This is a genomic window from Neorhizobium sp. PAMB6630, assembly GCF_058242775.1.
Genome location: NZ_CM177836.1, coordinates 3,724,026 through 3,741,868, shown reverse-complemented (window position 1 = coordinate 3,741,868; position 17,843 = coordinate 3,724,026). Strand labels below are relative to the sequence as shown.

Genomic DNA, 17,843 nt, shown 5'->3' with positions numbered 1-17,843 from the left:
CGACTGGGATAATTTTTCAGCAGTGGGCTGCTGTCATGCGGCGTATATAAGGACCGGTTTTTCTGACTGCAAGGCGGGAAAGAGCGTGCCGATCAGCAAAAAGCAAGCCTTTTGCGCCGGGAGCAAACACGGGTCACTGCCCCATGATGAGGTCGAAAAGCGTCGTCTGGCGCGGCGCTGGCTCGTAGCGACCGCCGCCGACGTCTGCAGGTGGCACCATCCCTTCGCCCACATCTCCCGGCGGTACCGGTTGATCATAGGGGCCGCGGTATTCGCGGTAGTCGCGCACCGGCTGGTCGGAGGGGCCAGCCTGACCTTGCCCGTCGCGGCGATTTGATGGTGGCAAGGGGCGGTTTTGCGCGGCCGGTGCCGTCGGTGCCGGCGGGTAGGCCTCTTCACTGCGATGGCCGGGAAGAACGCCCGAAATAATGTCGCCGATCGACATCGAACCGGAATCCGGCGCCTGGGGCAGGGCCGGCTGTATGCCGACGCCATAAAGCGGGGTGGGGCGGTAGCCTTTCAGTGCTGCCGTCATGTAGCTTTTCCAGGCTTTTGCGGGAAGCCCGCCGCCGGTCACCTTCTTCATCGAGGAGCCATCGTCATTGCCGAACCAGACACCTGTCGTGAGCGTGCTGGTATAACCGACGAACAGGGCGTCGCGAAACGATTGCGTCGTTCCGGATTTTCCGGCGGCTTCCCAGTTGGACAGACGGGCCGCCTTGCCGGTGCCTTCCACCATCACGCGGTTCAGCATGCCATTCATGGTGGCCACCACGCCGTCGTTCAACACCTTGGGCGGATTGGAAAAATCGGCTTCATAAAGCACTTTTCCATCGGGATCGAGAATGCGGGTCACCGTGTGCGGCGTTGCCTTGAAGCCGCCGTTCATGAAGGGCGCATAGGCAGACGTCAGCTCCATCAGCGAGACTTCCGACGTGCCAAGCGCAATCGAGGCATTCGGCTGAAGTTCCGATTCGATGCCCAGCCGATGCGCCATGCTGATCACCTTGTCCGGCCCCACCTGCATGACGAGCTGGGCAGCAATCGTGTTCAGCGAATTGGCAAGCGCCGTTGCGAGCGTCACATTGCCGCGATATTTCTGGTCGTAGTTTTCCGGCGTCCAGTTGCCGATCTTGACCGGCCCGTCGGTCATTACCGTATCGGGGGTGAAGCCTGCTTCCAGCGCTGCGGCATAAACGAAGGGCTTGAAGGCCGAACCCGGCTGGCGCTTGGCCCGCACAGCGCGGTTGAACTGGCTTGCGGCGTAATCCCGCCCGCCGACCAGCGCCCGAACGGCCCCGGTCGCATCCACCGAAACCAGTGCTGCCTGCGAGGCGTTAAGCTTGCCACCCTCGCTCGTCAGGATGTCGTCCAGCGCCTTTTCGGCATCCTTTTCCAGACGCATATCGAGTGTGGTTTCCACCGTGATATCGGTCTTCACCTCGCCGATCAGCGATTTTACCTCGTCCATCACGGTATCGGCGGCATAATGCTCGGCACCGGACCAGTAGCTGCGGGCCTTGGTCGGCGGCTGCGACATGGCCGTTTTTGCTTCTTCCTCGGTGATATAACCCTCTTCGCGCATGGCGCCGAGCACCACTTGCGCCCGCGCCTCGGCGGCCTGCGGGTCCCGCGCCGGCGAAAGCCGCGTCGGCGCCTTGAGGAGGCCGGCCAGAAGCGCTGCCTCTCCCAGGTTCACATCGCGCGCCGACTTGTTGAAATATCGCCGCGAGGCCGCTTCCACGCCATAGGCATTGGAGCCGAAAAACATGCGGTTGAGATACATCGCAAGGATCTGGTCCTTGGTGAACTTGTGCTCCAGCCAGAAGGCCAGCATCACTTCCTGGATCTTGCGCTCAAACGTGCGGTCGGGCGAGAGGAACAGGTTCTTGGCCAGCTGCTGGGTCAGCGTAGAGCCGCCCTGGATGCTCTGGCCGGTCATGTTGTTGACGAAGGCGCGCGCAAGCCCCAGCGGGTCGACGCCGAAATGCGAATAAAAGCGCCGGTCCTCGATCGCCATCACCGCTTGCGGAATGAAGGGCGACATTTCCTCAAGCGCCAGCGCCTCGCCGCCGGTCACACCGCGGTTGGCAATCAGCGTGCCATCGAGTGCTGTGATCTTGACGTTGGGCGGACGGTCTGGAATGGACCACGAGCCGGCACTCGGCATCTGGGCTGCATAATAAACCACCAGCCCGCCGACCCCGATCGCACCCCAGATGCCGATGACGATGCACCAGTAGATGAAGGCGCGAATGGTGCCGAAAAAGCCGCGGCCCTGTGGCTCCCGGCGCCCGCTGCCATTGCCTCGTTCCGGCTTTGCTGCTGCGGCGCGGGCGGATTTCCGCGCGGTCTTGCGCGTTCCATGGCCTATGATCCGGTCGTCGGCATCGATGTGCACGTCATCCTCGACCTCGTCTTCGTCAAACGAAGGATCGACGCGGTGGCGCGATTTTTTCCACGATGCCATGAACTGCGGCTGTGCTCCCCGTCTCTTTGCGTACGATCCCGGCCCTTCACGTCAGGGCAACTCGGTCTCCTTTGAAGGCGGAGAGTGGATCATGGCGGCTGCCCCGGCAAGGGTAGCCGGTATCCAGACGTTCGCTGCACCTTAAATGCGGCGATTTAAGGGGAGGTTAAGGGGCTGCGCCCGCCTCTTTCGCAAGGCCGCATCCCCGCCATGTTGTGCAGATAAACAATACGCGGTGCAGTGCCATATGGTCCAAAAGATGCCAAGATGAAGATATACTAAGTTACCTACCAATAATGAGAGTTGCCATTTTGGAAGAGTGACATACAACTTGTCAAAACGGACATTCGCCGGCGTGTATAATGGAGAGTTGACCGGCAGGACCTTTGGAGTTCCGGCGATGTGAGGAGCCGGATTTCTGGGAGGCAACCGTCTGAGGGGCGTTTACCTGCGTCATTGGTGGCCACACTCAAGGAATCGATACGAAATAGAGGCGCGGCGGCAGGCAGGCTGCCATAACAGGAGGTTTTGATGCGCGCACCGGTTGTTAGACGTCCAGTCCATCCGGACCAGCTGAGCTTGCTTCAGCAGGTGTTCGATGCGGCGTGTGCGCAGCATCAGATCAGCAAGGCAAGCCCGGACGGCGAGGCGCTGGCCCTGATCCTCGTCAATTCCCTGCAAAAGGGGATGAGCGAGAAGGAAGCACTGGCTTCGCTGGCCGAGGCGCTCGCCCAGTCACGTTGACCGCGCGCGCCGACCAGATGCGTTGACCGGGCGCATCGACTACCGGAACCGCTGAAAATCCGTCACCACCCCCAGTTTCCATCCGTCCCGGCGTTTGTTTCCCGCTGCGCGAAAACGGCTGGAACCTATCGGCCCCTCGCAAGTTGACCCGGCTCCTGAACATCATCGGCCTGACTGACGGGCCGCCAGCAAGGAGATCCGCATGGAAAATTCCGAGACAGGCATGGGCTTCAACCAGCAGAGAGCCGGCGACGACGCAAGTGCTGCCGTGCGCTCAGAGATTTCGGCCCTGCGCGCCGAAATCGCCAGCATCCGCGAAAAGCTGACGGAATACAGCGGCGAGGCCTATGACAATGTTGCCCGCAGCGCCGGAACCGCCGCCGCCTATGTGCAGGATGAGGCAAGCTCGGTCGCAGGCGCCATTCGCCAGCATCCGGCAACCGCCACGACGCTGATGACCCTTGTCGGCGGCATCGGCTTTGCCATCGGTTATCTCGTCGCCTCGACCTCCTTCGAGCAGAAGCAGGCCTGGTATCGTCGCTATTATTCCTGACAGCTGGCGGCTGGGCGGGCCTCGATCGTCCGCCGCAGGCTCAAGGCATGCCCGCAAGCGCCGTTCGCTGTTCAAGGCGTAACGGCAGCTTGCAGGGTATTTTTTTGGCCGACGGAAGCCTCAGGCTGTCGCGTTTTCTGTCTCAGTCGCCGGGGCCTGACAGACGTCCACCCATTCGCCAGAAACAAGCTCTGCCATGCGGTCGGGCGAAATCCGGACAGCTGCATTGATCGCGCCGGCCGCCGGCACCACCTGCGCATACCGTTTCAACGACACGTCCAGATAGATGGCAAGCGGATGGGGCAGACCGAAGGGACAAACGCCGCCGATGGGGTGGCTGGTCTGTTCCACCACCTCTTCGGCGCCGAGCATACGCGGTTTTGCCGCAAACCGGTCGCGGAATTTTCGATTGTCGAGCCGGCTTGTCCCCGATGCGACAACAAGGATGACCCGGTCACCGGCGCGCAGGCAGATGGTCTTGGCGATCTGGTCGGGATCGACGCCATGAGCTTCGGCAGCCAAGGTCACCGTGGCCGAACTTGCCGCGGTCTCGATCACGGAAATATCCGGGGCGTGGGTGGCGAAAAAGGTTTTGACGGATGAAAGGCTCATGTCGTCAGCCTAGCCAAGCGCTCGCGTCAGAGCAAGACGTCTGAGAGATATGCAATTCTTGCATTGCTGCGCTGCGAAAAACTGACTGTTTTTTGAGCGAGCCGAATGTATATTTAAATCATCGCACGGCGCACTCCTCCTCCCAGCGCCGAACGATGGGACTGGCAACACCTCCTCCTCCCGGTTGCTGGTCAGTTTCAGAAGCCCGGTGCACCTCCTCCCGCGCCGGGCTTCTTTCATTTTAAGCTCCCAAATCATTGTTTTGAAAAAGCTTCTTTTGCAATCGCTCGGCTTGTCCGCCAGGTTGCATTGAGTGGCACTGTCATCTCAGCCTTGACAGGAGACCCCTTCCGGGGGTACCTCAGCGCATCGATATTTGTTTGACAAGTGGCACTACAGCGCCAAAAGCGCTGACGACGACCTTTCTTCAAATACGAAATCCGCGTTCCCCGCCGCCCGCGGCGAGGAACAGAGTCAACGTTGCGAACGAAAGGAATCGTAATGGCTACCGGTACTGTAAAATGGTTCAACGCCACCAAGGGTTTTGGTTTCATCCAGCCGGATGACGGCGCACAGGACGTGTTCGTACACATCTCTGCTGTTGAGCGCGCTGGTCTTTCCAGCCTCAACGACGGCCAGAAGGTTTCCTACGACCTGGTTTCCGACAAGCGTTCGGGCCGTATGTCCGCAGACAACCTGCGCGCAGCCTGATCTTTAAAGGCTTCTGACGTTAAAATCAGACACACATTGAATGGCGCCCTTGCAATCGCGGGGCGCCATTCCCATTTCAGCATCAAGCGGCATGACGATTGTGCCTGCGGTCGATGATGATCGCGCCGTTTATCAGGAAGTGTGAATATCTTAACTGGATATTAACCTTCGTGACAGATGATGAAGGCACAGGCGGCGGCGAAGAGCCGACGCTATCGAAATGCCAAACCCGTTTCGTGTTTGACCACGGATGTACTGGCAGGGATTGAGACGGGAATGAAAGGTCGGGCTTGTCCCGGCCTTTTTGCTTTCTGGAGTTTTTTCGCCGCAACACCTTGCGACCCGCCCAAGCGGGCAGGGCGCAAGGCATAGGTCGATCAGAGGGCCGCGAGAATGCGGATCCAGGAGCGGATGCCCTTGTGGAACGAGATGAGGTCATACTTCTCGTTGGGCGAATGGATCCGGTCGTCGATCAGGCCGTAGCCGACGAGCAGCGAATCCATGCCGAGATAGGTCTGGAAATCCCCGACGATTGGGATTGAGCCACCCATGCCGACGACGACAGCCGGCTTTGGCCATTCATCCGACAGCGCCGTCTTTGCCTTGGTCAGAACCGGCGAATCATAGGACAGCTGAATGGCCGGCGAGCCGCCATGCTCATGGAATTCCACGCTGCAATCGGCCGGGATGTTTTGGCGCACATAGGCGCGAAAACTGTCGCGGATCTTTTGCGGGTCCTGCTCGCCGACAAGGCGGAACGACACCTTTGCCGAGGCCTTGGCGGCGATAACGGTCTTGAAGCCTTCGCCGGTATAGCCGCCCCAGATGCCGTTGACCTCGCAGGTCGGGCGCGCCCAGGTGAGTTCCAGAACCGAGCGGCCCTTTTCGCCTGATGGTTCTGAAAGCCCCACTTCACCGAGGAAGCTTTTGGCGTCGCGGCCCAGTGTCTGCCAGCTTGCCTTGATGTTCTCAGGCGTTTCTTCCACCCCGTCATAAAAGCCAGCAAGCGTCACGCGGCCCGTTTCGTCGCGAAGGCCGGCCAGCACGCTTGCCAGGATGTGGATGGGGTTGGCGGCGGCTCCGCCGAAGAGGCCGGAATGCAGGTCGCGGTCGGCAGCCGTTATCGTCAGTTCCTCGCCGACGAGACCGCGCAGCGTGGCGGCAATCGCCGGCGTTTCGCCGTCCCACATGCTGGTGTCGCAGACCAGTGCATATTCGGCCTTCAGTTCGGCAGCATTGGCCTCAAGGAAGGGTTTCAGCGACGGCGATCCGGATTCCTCCTCGCCCTCGAAGAGGATGGTGATCTTCGCCGGAAGCGAGCCCACGGTTTCCTTATAGGCGCGGCAAGCCTCGACGAAGGTGAGAAGCTGGCCCTTGTCATCGGAGGTACCGCGCCCGGTCAGAACCTTGCGGCCATTGGCCAGTTCCTTCACCTTGGGGTCGAAGGGATCGCTTTCCCAGAGGTCGAGCGGATCGACAGGCTGTACGTCATAGTGGCCGTAAAACAGCACATGCGGGGCGTCGGAACTGTCGGCGGCATGGTGGGCAACAACCATCGGATGGCCGGGCGTGTCGCGCAACGAAGCGTCAAATCCAAGCTCCGTCAGCGCGCCGACCAGCCATTCTGCCGCCTTGCGGCAATCGGGCTTGTAGGCGGGATCGGTGGAAATCGAGGGGATACGCACCAGGTCAAACAGCCGCTCGAGGCTTGAGGAAAGATTGCTGTCGGCCTTGGCGAGGATGGGGGAAAGTTCTGTCATGGGGGAGAGCCTTGCGGGGTCATCGGATGGAAGACGGCCACGTTAGACCCTAACGACGCGGGAGGGAACCGGCTGGGCCAAAGGAATGTGGAGAGCGCCGGCTTCTGGAGGCGCAAGGGCAGAGTGGGCGGATCAGTCGCGCTGCAGGCTGCGGGCATTGGCAAGCGCCATGCGCATGTATTCCATCAGCAGCTCGCGTTCGAAGTTGCGAAAACCGGCAAAGATCTCGTTTTCGGCAAGGGCTGCCGCTTCTGTTGCCAGTGTTTCCAGTTCACGTCCGCGCGGCGTCAGCGTCACGATCTGGGCGCGCCGGTCGCACGGATGCGGAGCGCGCAGGATAAGGCCGTCGCGTTCCATGCGCGCCAGCGTATTGGCAAGCGTTGCCTGCTCCACCTCCATGCGATCGAGCAACTGGCGCTGGGTCAACCCGTCCTCGTGCCAGAGAACCAGCAGAACCGGGAACTGGCCAGGGGAAAAACCCAGTGCCGAGGCACGCCTGTGCAGGGCGCGCCCGAGACCCTTGGCCAGCTGGCTGGAAAGGTAGAGAGCGGAATTCGTGCGCTCGAAGCTCATATCGGATGAGGACCCTCTGCGCTCTATCGATAACGACAGTCTGTGCGAATGAACAGGATGCCGAATGAGTGCAACGGCATGATCAATAGCACGATATCCTTCGATGGATTGTCTTGCAACAGCAACGGCAGAGATCAGCAAAGTAAAACCGCCACGGCCGGGAGGGGCAGCCGTGGCGGTCAGATAAAGGGACAAAGGCCCGGAGAGGGGGATAAGGCCTTTGCCCGACCTGACGCGGCAGGGGACAAGCCGGCTGTCAGGTTGCGGCGTGATCAGTGCCGGTGACCTTGAAATGGCGCCGCACCTGCGCCTTTTCAAGGCAGGTGGCTGGCCGCTTGCAGTCACGTTCCGGTGAGGATTTCGTGTTCAGGAACGGCGTCTGCGCCAGGCGAAAAAAAACTGCAGCGGTGCCGCAAGACCGATGAACAGCAGGAACATCAGGATCTGGCGCGTGACGTCATGCGCCATCTCCGGTGTCGCCACGAGAACGAAGAAGGCGGCCGTGACGCAAGCCGAGAGGATCTGGAACTCCACCTCTGCCGGCCAGCTGCGGGATCCATCCGTGTCGGGCGGGAAAAAGCTGCGCAGGCCGCGCCAGGCGATGGGGAAGACGAGCGCGATCAGGATCTTGTGGAACGTCATGGCCGGCGGGTCTCCCTCCAGACGGCACAGCAGGCCGACAAGGACGGCAAGGCCCGCGGGAGCCGCGTAGGCGGAAACGATATCGCGTGATGTCATGAGGCTGTGTTCCGGCAAGTGGATGGCTACTTTTATAGAGGCCACGGCCTGCCCGCAATGGACCTTTGCGCCACATCGCGCTATCCATCGGCCATGAAAAAAGGCGATCATCTTTTCCTTGTCGACGGCTCCGGTTTCATCTTCCGGGCCTTTCACGCTTTGCCGCCGCTGACGCGCAAGACCGACGGCCTGCCGGTCGGTGCCGTCTCCGGTTTCTGCAACATGTTGTGGAAGCTGCTGACCAATGCGCGTGACACCAATGTCGGTGTGACGCCGACGCATTTTGCCGTGATCTTCGACTATTCGTCAAAGACCTTCCGCAAGGAACTGTATCCGGATTACAAGGCCAACCGCTCGGCGCCGCCGGAAGAGCTGGTGCCGCAGTTCGGGCTGATCCGCCAGGCGACACGCGCCTTCAACCTGCCCTGCATCGAAACGGATGGTTTCGAGGCCGACGATATCATCGCCACCTATGCGCGGGCCGCCGAAGCCATCGGCGCTGATGTTACCATCATCTCCTCCGACAAGGACCTGATGCAGCTGGTGACGCCGAATGTCCACATGTACGACAGCATGAAGGACAAGCAGATCGGCATTCCCGATGTCATCGAGAAATGGGGCGTGGCGCCGGAAAAAATGATCGACCTGCAGGCGCTGGTCGGCGATTCCGTCGATAATGTGCCGGGAATTCCCGGCATCGGCCCGAAGACGGCTGCCCAGCTTCTGGAAGAATTCGGCGATCTGGAAACGCTTCTGGCGCGTGCCTCCGAAATCAAGCAGGTCAAGCGGCGCGAAAACATCGTCGCCAATGCCGAGCTTGCCCGCCTGTCGCGCCGGCTGGTGGAACTGCGCACCGATGTGCCGCTCGATATGCCGCTCGATGCGCTGGTTCTGGAAAAGCAGGACGGGCCAAGGCTCGTCGGTTTCCTGAAGGCGATGGAATTCGGCACGCTGACGCGGCGCGTGGCAGATGCCTGCGATTGCGACGCCAGCGCCATCGAACCCTCCGAAATTCAGGTGGAATGGGGACCGGCGGCCCATGGGCCGGATCTCGATCCGGGCGCCGAACATTCGCAGGACCTTCTTGCCAATGGAAGCGCTGCGACATCGGCCTCGCAGCCTGCCTCAAGTGACACGGCAAAGGGCAATTCGCGAGCAGCCGAGATCGCTGCCTCCCGGCACGAGGCATTTTCGGCCGCAAAGATCGATCATTCCAGCTATGTTGCGATCCGTGACGTGGAAACGCTAAAGGCCTGGATCGCTAGCGCCCGCGAAACCGGCGTGGTTGCCTTCGATACGGAAACCACCTCGCTGGATCCGATGCAGGCCGAACTCGTCGGTGTCTCGCTTGCCGTGCAGGACAATCGTGCCTCGCCTGCCGCCGCCACCATCCGCGCCGCTTATGTGCCACTTGCGCATCGAAGCGGCGGCGAAGACCTGTTCAGCGAGGGCTTGAAGCTCGTCGATGGCCAGATCCCCATGGGCGAGGCGCTGACGCTTCTGAAGGACCTGCTCGAAGACCCCTCGGTGCTGAAGGTCGCGCAGAACCTGAAATACGATTACCTCGTCATGAAGCGGCACGGCATCACGCTTGCAGGCTTCGACGATACAATGCTGATTTCCTATGTGCTGGAAGCCGGCCAGGGCAATCACGGCATGGACAGCCTGTCCGAGCGCTGGCTTGGCCACACGCCCATACCTTACAAGGACGTCGCAGGCTCGGGCAAATCCTCCGTCACCTTCGACCGGGTGGAGATCGACAAGGCAACCGCCTATGCGGCAGAAGATGCCGATGTGACGCTGCGGCTCTGGTTGGTGCTGAAGCCTCGCCTTGCCGCCGATGGCCTGACGCGCGTTTACGAGCGGTTGGAGCGGCCGCTGGTGCCGGTGCTTGCGCATATGGAAGAGCGCGGCATCACCATCGACCGCCAGATCCTGTCGCGGCTCTCGGGCGAGCTTGCGCAGAAGGCCGCCGCCTTCGAGGACGAAATTTATGAACTGGCCGGTGAGCGTTTCAACATCGGCTCGCCCAAGCAGCTCGGCGATATCCTGTTCGGCAAGATGAGCCTGCCGGGTGGCGCCAAGACCAAGACCGGCCAATGGTCCACCTCGGCGCAGGTGCTGGAAGATCTGGCAGCGCAAGGGCTTGATCTGCCGCGCAGAATCGTCGACTGGCGCCAACTCACCAAGCTCAAGTCCACCTATACGGACGCGCTGCCGGGTTATGTGCATCCGCAGACGAAGCGGGTCCATACCGGGTATTCGATGGCAGCCACGTCTACGGGCCGGCTGTCTTCGTCGGAACCGAACCTGCAGAACATTCCGGTGCGCACCGCCGAAGGCCGCAAGATCCGCACCGCCTTCATCTCGACGCCCGGTCACAAGCTGCTCTCCGCCGATTACAGCCAGATCGAACTGCGCGTGCTCGCCCACGTCGCCGATATCCCGCAGCTTCGCCAGGCCTTTGCCGATGGTATCGACATCCACGCCATGACGGCATCTGAAATGTTCGGCGTGCCGGTGGAGGGCATGCCGTCGGAAGTGCGTCGCCGGGCAAAGGCGATCAATTTCGGCATTATCTATGGCATTTCCGCCTTCGGTCTTGCCAACCAGCTTTCCATCGAGCGATCGGAAGCGGGCGAATACATCAAGAAGTATTTCGAGCGTTTCCCCGGCATCCGCGATTACATGGACGAGACAAAGGCCTTTGCCCGCGAGCATGGTTATGTCGAAACCATCTTTGGCCGCCGGGCGCATTATCCCGAGATCAAGTCCTCCAACCCGTCGGTGCGTGCCTTCAACGAGCGTGCGGCCATCAACGCGCCGATCCAGGGATCGGCCGCCGATGTGATCCGCCGGGCGATGATCCAGGTCGAGCCCGTGCTGCAGAAGGCCGGCCTTGGCGAGAAAGTGCGCATGCTGCTGCAGGTGCATGACGAACTCATCTTCGAGGTGGAAGATGACGCGATCGATCATGCCATGCCGCTCATCGTGCGCACCATGGAGCACGCAGCGCTTCCGGCGCTCGACATGCGCGTGCCGCTGAAGGTGGATGCCCGCGCGGCGCTGAACTGGGACGAGGCGCACTGAGTTGGCGTGAAGCCATCGTTTGATGGCTTCACAACCGTTCCTGCTTAATGCGCGTGGGACGGATAAAGCGACATCAGCGCCGTACCAAGCAGGGTCTGGGCATAACTTGCTGCCGCGCTGCGGCACTCCTGCGACAGGCGCAGTTCGCCACACCGTTGGTCCACCGTTTCCAGAATCAGTCCGGCAATGCCGGTTGCCTGCGTCCGATCGGACGTATCGAGCGCCATCGCAAGCGCCGACATGGTCACGATCTCAAGCACCACCATGCGTGCTTCCAGCGCCGCAACAGGGTCGTGGGAGGGGCCGTCGACAGCTCTCAGATAGGTCATGTCGTTCCCTTTCGCGTATACACCAGTGGGCGCATCAATTGATCTTGCACACCTTAACGCGAGTTCGGAGACGCTGCCACTAGTCGATTCGAGGGGCTATCAGGTTTTCGTAGAGAATTTTCACCAGTTCCGCGCCGGCTTTGTCGACACTATCGCTGTTGTCGATGGTGGCGACACGGTAGTCGCCGGTCACCGAAAGCTGTGCCCGCTGCAGGCGCGCCAGGATGTCGTCGCGGGTTTCACGCCCGCGCGCCATCAACCGTTCTGCAAGGATTTCCGCGCGCGCGGTGATGTTGATCACCAGGAGATTGTTATAGGCCGCCTTGAACAGCGGCAGTGCCGAGCGCGAGCCATTGGCCACCAGCAGCAGGCCCGCCGCAATTTCATCCTTCGTGCGGTGCGGAATGCCGTAGTTCAGGCCGTGCGCGCTCCAGGACACGGCAAAGCCACCGGCCTGCTCCAGGGCCTCGAAAGCCTCGGGAGTCATGCCCTCATGGTCTTCGCCGCCGGCTGCCGCATCGCGGGTGATGCAGCGACGCACGAACCGGATGCGCGGCTCGGCGTGGAAATGCGAGGCGGCAAAGCCGATCAGCGTATCCTTGCCGGCACCGCTTGGGCCGACGACCACGGCCATCGTGCCGCGACCGCGCGCCGCTTCGTCGTCTGATCGCTGTTCCATCAGGCAACCCGCCGACCGCTGCGCCAGACGGCGCGGGTGATCGGCACGCCATGGCTGCGATGCACCCGCACAAGGTCTGCCCGCAGGCCGGGCGCAATGCGACCGCGATCAGTAAGGTTGACCGTTCTTGCCGGGGTGGCGCTGACCATGGCGATGGCCTGCGGCAGGTCCAGCGTCTCGATCGTATCGGCGAGGATAAAGGGGGCATGCAACAGGCTGAACGGCACGTAATCGGAGGAGAGAACGTCGAGCACGCCAAGTTCTGCCAGATCGCGCGCGGCGATATTGCCGGAATGCGACTGGCCGCGCACCACGTTCGGCGCTCCCATCAGCACACTCATGCCGGCCGCATGCGAGGCTTTTGCCGCCTCTCTGCTGGTCGGAAATTCCGCAAGCCGCACGCCGTGTCCTTCAGCTTCTGCCACATGTGCAAGCGTTGCATCGTCATGGCTTGCAACGGTGATGCCAAGGGCGGCGCACCGTTCTGCCAGCGCATCGCGGTGGGCTGCGGAATATTGCGCGGACGCTGCCATGCGCTTTTCGATGAAGGCTTCGAAGGCCTCGTCACTCATGCCGCGCTTCTTTTTGTAGAAGAAGATATATTGCTCGAGCGACTGGAACTGCCGCTGGCCCGGCGCATGGTCCATCAGCGAGGCAAGGCGCACGCGCGGGTCACCTTCGAAGTCGGAAAACTGCTCCAGCACGTCGGCGCAGGGCACCTCGCAGCGCAGGTGGATCAGGTGCTCGGCGCGCAAACGCCCGGCATTTTCCGCAGCCTCGATGGCATCGGCGAGCGCGCGCATATCGCCGCGCTCAAAACCGCTGTCCTCGTCGGAGCCCAGCCGCAGGCAATCGAACACGGTGGTGATGCCTGATGTGGCGATCTGCGCGTCGTGTGACTGGATGGCGGATGTCGTATCCCAGCGCACGCCGGGGCGCGGCGAATAATGCGTTTCCAGATGGTCGGTGTGCAGTTCAACGAGGCCGGGGATCAGGTAATCGCCGTCGAAATCCTCGCCCGTTGACGTGCGACCTTCGCTGATATCGGCAATCACCCCGTTCTTGACCTGAACGGTGCCGTCAAACATCCGGTCTTCAAGCACCACGCGGGCATTGGTCAGGATCAGTTCGTGGCTCATGCGATGGTCTCTCCGGTTTCTGCGGCACCGCGCAAGGCGGCGTGCTGCGCGATCATGAAAGGCGCACCACGCTGCAACTCGACGGAAAGGCCGAGATGGGCAACAGGCAGGGGGCGGTTGATAAAGGCTGAAAAGCGTTCCGTCAGACGGTCGCGCATGCGCGGCTGATCGTCGGCCGCGACGGGCCCGGTCAGCGTCATGTGAAAGCGGAATTCGTCAAAGACGTAAGGATATCCCCACGTGTCGAGATAGGCGCGCTGGCGCTCCGTGAGGCGCTCCGGCTTGCGACGGGCAACATCGTCCGGCGAGAGTGCTGCGCGAAACGGCTCAAAGGCTTCGACCACGGAGGCGCACAGCCCATCCACGCCTTGCGAATCGCCATCTGGCACCAGAGCGAAGAAGGGTCCGAGCTGCGCAAGCGTTAGCCGGGGTATGACAACCGGGGCCGTTATCAGGCAGAACCGGTCAAAGCTCGCCTCCAGCGCCGGCAGCGACAACCCGTCTGCAAGCGTAAAGGGCGCTTTCAGCGTCGCATGAAACCCGTAACGGCGCGGATCTGCCGTCAGCACCTCCCACTCGGAGAGCGCCATGCCGGCATCGGCGGGGGGCGTCATCAGGGGGCCGGCAAAGGCATCGCGGCCCAGCCAGGCGACGGCAGCACGGGTCAGCGGATCATCTTGGGGCGGGGCAAAATAGACGGCGTAACGCACGGAGGGGAATCACTTCTGTTGCTCGGGCAAGTCTAGCGGATCAAGTGCCTGCTGCTAGCGGAAAGCTGTGACGCAAGCATGTCAATCGTCAAACAGCCGCGGCCAGTTTAAGCCCTTTCGCAACCTATTGCGGTTTTCGCGCGTTAACCGGGCAGAACAGGAGATAGGACAATGGAAACGAGCATTCTGATCGCCACCTTCCTCTCGGTGTTTACCGCAAGCGGACTGCTGAGCGCCTACTGGTACAGCCGTTAAGAACGCACGCATCATTCGAAAAAAAAGCGCCACCGGATGCCGGCAGCGCTTCGATCAGCCTCAAAGAATTCGGGCGCTTAGTGGGCGCCGGACATATCGCCCAGCACCACCTTGGATGCGACGGTTGAATCCGCGTTCAGCTTGTAGACCATGGGAACACCGGTCGCGAGGTTGAGCTTCAGGATCTCCTCCTTGGAAAGGCGGTCGAGCACCATCACCAGCGAGCGCAGCGAATTGCCGTGGGCTGCCACCAGAACCGTTTCGCCACGGAGAACGCGCGGCAGGATTTCGGTCAGATAATAAGGCCAGACGCGGGCGCCCGTATCGCGCAGGCTTTCGCCGCCCGGCGGAGGGATATCGTAGGAACGGCGCCAGATATGCACCTGTTCCTCACCCCATTTGGCGCGGGCATCATCCTTGTTGAGACCGGAGAGGTCACCGTAATCGCGCTCGTTGAGCGCCTGGTCGCGAATGGTTTCGAGATCCGGCTGGCCGACCTTGTCGAGAACGATGCGGCAGGTTTCCTGCGCACGCTTCAGAACCGAGGTGAAGGCGATATCGAACTTGATGCCGGTATCGGCGAGCGCCTTGCCACCGGTCGTGGCTTCTTCCACGCCAAGCTCGGTCAGCTCTGGGTCTTTCCAGCCGGTGAACAGGTTCTTGAGGTTCCAGTCGCTCTGACCGTGGCGAACAAGGACGAGAGTTCCGCTCATGTATTCCTCCGAAAAACGGGTGAGAGATCAGTGTGAGAGCCCGAGCACGTCGAGCATGGAATAGAAACCTGGCTTTTCAGTCCGCGCCCAGACCGCTGCGGCCACGGCGCCGCGGGCAAAGATCGAACGGTCGAGCGCCGAATGGGAGAGCGTTACCAGCTCACCTTCGCCGGCAAGAATGACCGAATGTTCGCCGATCACCGAACCGCCGCGCAGCGTCGCAAAACCGATCGTGCCGGCTTCGCGTGCGCCGGTATGGCCATCACGAACCCGGACCGACTGTGTCTTCAGATCGATATCGCGCCCCCTAGCCGCCGCTTGCCCCAGAAGAAGAGCTGTGCCGGAGGGCGCATCCACCTTATGCTTGTGGTGCATTTCAAGCACTTCGATATCCCAGCCGGCGGCCGGCAGGGCCTTTGCCGCCTGTTCAACCAGAACCCCTAGTAGATTAACGCCAAGGCTCATATTGCCGGATTTGACGACGCGCGCATGACGGGCGGCGGCGGCAAATTTTTCCTCGTCGGCTTCGGAGCAGCCAGTCGTGCCGATGACGTGGACGATACGGGCCTGCGCTGCAAGGCCTGCGAGTTCCACACTTAACGTCGGCGTCGTGAAATCAATCACGCCTTCTGCATGAAGCAGCGCTTCCAGCGGATCAGACGTTACGGGAACGCCGAGATATCCGGTGCCGGCGATCTCCCCTGCATCCTTGCCGATAAAAGGCGAGCCCTCGCGTCCAATGGCGGCATGCAGTTTCACGCCCGGCGTTTCCTGGATGACGCGGATGATGGTCTGGCCCATACGCCCGGCAGCGCCCACGACCACCAGTTTCATGTCATGCTCGCTCATGCGGAAATTCGGCTCCGTTATCGTCTGTGTACCCGTCAGATGGGCGTGTGGAGATTGTTGAGGCGAGCGTAAAGCCCGTCCGGACGTCGCGCAAGGCTTTCATGATCCCCCTCTTCGACCACCCGTCCCTCCGCCATCACGACGATCTTGTCAGCCTTGACGACGGTGGAGAGGCGATGGGCGACGACGACGACGGTGCGGCCGTTCATGGCAGTATCGAGCGCCTTCTGAACGGCGGCTTCCGATTCGTTGTCGAGCGCAGACGTTGCCTCGTCGAGCAACAGGATCGGCGCGTTGCGCACCAGCGCGCGGGCAATGGACAGCCGCTGGCGCTGGCCGCCGGACAGCGTCACGCCGTTTTCGCCGACGGGCGTATCATAACCTTCCGGCTGCGCCATGATGAAGTCATGCGCATAGGCAAGGCGAGCGGCCTGTTCCACATCCGTATCCGTCGCTTCCGGGCGGCCATAGCGGATGTTGTCGCGGATGGTGCCCTCAAACAGATAAGGCTGCTGCGAGACATAGGCGAGGTGATGGCGCAGCGACGACTTCGTCACATGCGAAATGTCCTGCCCGTCGATGAGGATGGCACCTTCGGCCGGATCGTAGAAACGCGGAATGAGCGAAATGATCGTCGATTTGCCGGCGCCCGATGGGCCGACAAGTGCCGTGGTCTTGCCGCCTTCGGCGACGATATCGACGTTCTTCAGGATCTTTTCGCCATTGCCATAACGGAAGCTGACGCCCCGCAGCTCGATCTTTGCTTCGGTGACGACGAGATCCTTGGCGTCCGGCCGCTCGCGCTGCTGCGGTTGCAGGTCGAGAATGTCGTAGATCATCCGGGCATTGACGACAGCGCGTTCCATCTGCACCTGCAGCTTGGCAAGACGCCGGGCCGGATCATAGGCCATCAGCAGGGCAGCCACGAAGGCGAAGAAGGCGCCCGGCGGCACGCCGTCATAGATCGAACGGAAGGCCGCATAGGCCAGAACGCTGGAAATGGAGAGGCCGGCAAAGGTTTCGGTGAGCGGCGACGTGCGCTCGGAAAGCCTTGCGATGCGGTTTGCCCGGTTTTCGGCAGAACCGATGATGCCGTTGACCTTGGTGCTCAGCTGTTCTTCCATCGTAAACGCCTTGACGATGGAAATACCCTGGATGGTTTCCTGCATGGCGCCGACCACATGGCTGTTCAGTTCCACCGATTCGCGGGTGGCGCTGCGCAGGCGCTTCGACACATACCGCAAAGCATAAAGCAGCGGCGGTGCCACGCCGAACACGATCAGCGACAGAAGCGGATCCTTGCTGACCATGACGCCGATCAGCGCCACCAGCGTCAGCAGGTCGCGGGCGGTCGAGGTGACCGTCAGGTTCAGGACGTCGCGGATGCCGTTGACGTTCTGGCTGATCTGGGCGGCCAGATGCGCCGAGCGTGATTCGCTGTAGAAGCCCACAGACAGTTTCATCAGATGCGTGAAAAGGCGCTTCTGATATTCGGCGACGATGTTGTTGCCGATCTTCGACAGCGTCACCGCCTGCCCGTAGGTCGCAAGGCCGCGCAGCACGAAGGCAAGGAAAATGGCGCCGCAGATGAGCCAGACGAGATCGGCACGCTTGTTGGCAAAGGCCTCGTTGACCACGGATTCCATGATCCAGGCGGTAAAGGCCGTGGAAAGCGCAACGACGACGAGGCACAAGATCGCAAACACATAACCGCGCACATGTTCACGACCATTTTCCGAGATGATGCGCTTCAGCACGCTCGTTACGGTGCCGGAATCGACGTGGGGCTTGCGTTCCGTGGCTGTATCAACTGCTTCCAACAAGACGTTCCCATTTAGAGAGACGCGGCCTTCATGCCCCGTCGCGGTCAAAACCATTCGCGGTCTTAACCACTCGGCGCATGGTTGGCTAGCGGCTG

16 protein-coding genes are annotated in these 17,843 nt (G+C 61.4%); 4 read left to right on the top strand and 12 right to left on the bottom strand.

The features are described from left to right. Window positions 1–133: 133 nt before the first annotated feature. Entirely contained in the window at window positions 134–2,470 is a 2,337-nt protein-coding gene (locus AC4CWF_RS17875; protein ID WP_491282972.1) for a transglycosylase domain-containing protein, read from the bottom strand. A gap of 531 nt (window positions 2,471–3,001) precedes the next feature. Here AC4CWF_RS17875 and AC4CWF_RS17870 point away from each other — a divergent pair. Beyond that, window positions 3,002–3,214, top strand: a complete 213-nt coding sequence (locus AC4CWF_RS17870; protein WP_491282971.1) for a hypothetical protein — start codon at window positions 3,002–3,004, stop codon at window positions 3,212–3,214. Window positions 3,215–3,416: 202 nt separating this feature from the next. After that, window positions 3,417–3,767, top strand: a complete 351-nt coding sequence (locus tag AC4CWF_RS17865) for a hypothetical protein (protein WP_491282970.1) — start codon at window positions 3,417–3,419, stop codon at window positions 3,765–3,767. A gap of 120 nt (window positions 3,768–3,887) precedes the next feature. Here AC4CWF_RS17865 and AC4CWF_RS17860 read toward each other — a convergent pair whose 3' ends face one another. Then, a complete protein-coding gene (locus AC4CWF_RS17860) occupies window positions 3,888–4,379 on the bottom strand; it encodes a YbaK/EbsC family protein (RefSeq protein WP_491282969.1) in 492 nt (163 codons plus the stop codon). A 501-nt stretch (window positions 4,380–4,880) separates the two neighbouring features. On the opposite strand from AC4CWF_RS17860, the gene AC4CWF_RS17855 reads away from it, so the two are divergent. Next, entirely contained in the window at window positions 4,881–5,090 is a 210-nt protein-coding gene (locus AC4CWF_RS17855) for a cold-shock protein (protein WP_491282968.1), read from the top strand. 377 nt (window positions 5,091–5,467) lie between these two features. On the opposite strand, the gene AC4CWF_RS17850 is transcribed toward AC4CWF_RS17855, so the two are convergent. From AC4CWF_RS17850 to AC4CWF_RS17840, 3 genes are all read right to left on the bottom strand, one after another. Next, window positions 5,468–6,850 (bottom strand): dipeptidase, encoded by a 1,383-nt coding sequence (locus AC4CWF_RS17850; RefSeq protein WP_491282967.1) that lies wholly within the window; start codon window positions 6,848–6,850, stop codon window positions 5,468–5,470. Between the two features lie 132 nt (window positions 6,851–6,982). Further along, the gene (locus AC4CWF_RS17845) at window positions 6,983–7,423 is read right to left on the bottom strand and encodes a MarR family winged helix-turn-helix transcriptional regulator (protein ID WP_491282966.1); all 441 of its coding nucleotides are present in this window, start codon (window positions 7,421–7,423) and stop codon (window positions 6,983–6,985) included. Between the two features lie 366 nt (window positions 7,424–7,789). Then, window positions 7,790–8,161, bottom strand: coding sequence for a hypothetical protein (locus AC4CWF_RS17840; protein WP_491282965.1), 372 nt, complete (start codon window positions 8,159–8,161; stop codon window positions 7,790–7,792). A gap of 93 nt (window positions 8,162–8,254) precedes the next feature. Here AC4CWF_RS17840 and polA point away from each other — a divergent pair, with 93 nt between their 5' ends. After that, the gene (polA, locus tag AC4CWF_RS17835; protein ID WP_491282964.1) at window positions 8,255–11,251 is read left to right on the top strand and encodes a DNA polymerase I; all 2,997 of its coding nucleotides are present in this window, start codon (window positions 8,255–8,257) and stop codon (window positions 11,249–11,251) included. 44 nt (window positions 11,252–11,295) lie between these two features. Here the strand turns inward: polA and AC4CWF_RS17830 are convergent, their stop codons facing one another. The 7 genes from AC4CWF_RS17830 to AC4CWF_RS17800 all read right to left on the bottom strand — a co-directional run bounded on the left by AC4CWF_RS17830 (window position 11,296) and on the right by AC4CWF_RS17800 (window position 17,802). Next, window positions 11,296–11,580 carry a hypothetical protein gene (locus AC4CWF_RS17830; protein ID WP_491282963.1) on the bottom strand — a complete coding sequence of 95 codons (285 nt, stop codon included), beginning with the start codon at window positions 11,578–11,580 and terminating at the stop codon, window positions 11,296–11,298. A gap of 79 nt (window positions 11,581–11,659) precedes the next feature. Then, window positions 11,660–12,259, bottom strand: a complete 600-nt coding sequence (phnN, locus tag AC4CWF_RS17825; RefSeq protein ID WP_491282962.1) for a phosphonate metabolism protein/1,5-bisphosphokinase (PRPP-forming) PhnN — start codon at window positions 12,257–12,259, stop codon at window positions 11,660–11,662. Next, entirely contained in the window at window positions 12,259–13,398 is a 1,140-nt protein-coding gene (locus AC4CWF_RS17820; RefSeq protein WP_491282961.1) for an alpha-D-ribose 1-methylphosphonate 5-triphosphate diphosphatase, read from the bottom strand. The genes phnN and AC4CWF_RS17820 overlap by 1 nt, the downstream gene beginning before the upstream one ends. Then, window positions 13,395–14,108, bottom strand: a complete 714-nt coding sequence (locus tag AC4CWF_RS17815; protein WP_491282960.1) for a DUF1045 domain-containing protein — start codon at window positions 14,106–14,108, stop codon at window positions 13,395–13,397. Before AC4CWF_RS17815 ends, AC4CWF_RS17820 begins: the two co-directional genes overlap by 4 nt. A 332-nt stretch (window positions 14,109–14,440) precedes the next feature. Next, the gene (locus tag AC4CWF_RS17810; RefSeq protein WP_491282959.1) at window positions 14,441–15,076 is read right to left on the bottom strand and encodes a 2,3-bisphosphoglycerate-dependent phosphoglycerate mutase; all 636 of its coding nucleotides are present in this window, start codon (window positions 15,074–15,076) and stop codon (window positions 14,441–14,443) included. Window positions 15,077–15,103: 27 nt separating this feature from the next. Further along, window positions 15,104–15,925: a 4-hydroxy-tetrahydrodipicolinate reductase gene (gene dapB / locus AC4CWF_RS17805; protein ID WP_491282958.1), complete on the bottom strand. Its 822-nt coding sequence runs from the start codon at window positions 15,923–15,925 to the stop codon at window positions 15,104–15,106. Window positions 15,926–15,960: 35 nt separating this feature from the next. Then, on the bottom strand, window positions 15,961–17,802 hold the full coding sequence (locus tag AC4CWF_RS17800) for an ABC transporter ATP-binding protein (protein ID WP_491282957.1): 1,842 nt from the start codon (window positions 17,800–17,802) through the stop codon (window positions 15,961–15,963). Between the last annotated feature and the right edge of the window lie 41 nt (window positions 17,803–17,843).

Coding starts and splice junctions, on each gene's coding strand:
- AC4CWF_RS17810 (WP_491282959.1), bottom strand. CDS start 15,076: ATGAGCGGAACTCTCGTCCTTGTTCGCCACGGTCAGAGCGACTGGAAC.
- AC4CWF_RS17845 (WP_491282966.1), bottom strand. CDS start 7,423: ATGAGCTTCGAGCGCACGAATTCCGCTCTCTACCTTTCCAGCCAGCTG.
- polA (WP_491282964.1), top strand. CDS start 8,255: ATGAAAAAAGGCGATCATCTTTTCCTTGTCGACGGCTCCGGTTTCATC.
- AC4CWF_RS17860 (WP_491282969.1), bottom strand. CDS start 4,379: ATGAGCCTTTCATCCGTCAAAACCTTTTTCGCCACCCACGCCCCGGAT.
- AC4CWF_RS17830 (WP_491282963.1), bottom strand. CDS start 11,580: ATGACCTATCTGAGAGCTGTCGACGGCCCCTCCCACGACCCTGTTGCG.
- AC4CWF_RS17865 (WP_491282970.1), top strand. CDS start 3,417: ATGGAAAATTCCGAGACAGGCATGGGCTTCAACCAGCAGAGAGCCGGC.
- AC4CWF_RS17870 (WP_491282971.1), top strand. CDS start 3,002: ATGCGCGCACCGGTTGTTAGACGTCCAGTCCATCCGGACCAGCTGAGC.
- AC4CWF_RS17855 (WP_491282968.1), top strand. CDS start 4,881: ATGGCTACCGGTACTGTAAAATGGTTCAACGCCACCAAGGGTTTTGGT.
- phnN (WP_491282962.1), bottom strand. CDS start 12,259: ATGGAACAGCGATCAGACGACGAAGCGGCGCGCGGTCGCGGCACGATG.
- AC4CWF_RS17840 (WP_491282965.1), bottom strand. CDS start 8,161: ATGACATCACGCGATATCGTTTCCGCCTACGCGGCTCCCGCGGGCCTT.
- AC4CWF_RS17875 (WP_491282972.1), bottom strand. CDS start 2,470: ATGGCATCGTGGAAAAAATCGCGCCACCGCGTCGATCCTTCGTTTGAC.
- AC4CWF_RS17820 (WP_491282961.1), bottom strand. CDS start 13,398: ATGAGCCACGAACTGATCCTGACCAATGCCCGCGTGGTGCTTGAAGAC.
- AC4CWF_RS17850 (WP_491282967.1), bottom strand. CDS start 6,850: ATGACAGAACTTTCCCCCATCCTCGCCAAGGCCGACAGCAATCTTTCC.
- dapB (WP_491282958.1), bottom strand. CDS start 15,925: ATGAGCGAGCATGACATGAAACTGGTGGTCGTGGGCGCTGCCGGGCGT.
- AC4CWF_RS17800 (WP_491282957.1), bottom strand. CDS start 17,802: ATGGTTTTGACCGCGACGGGGCATGAAGGCCGCGTCTCTCTAAATGGG.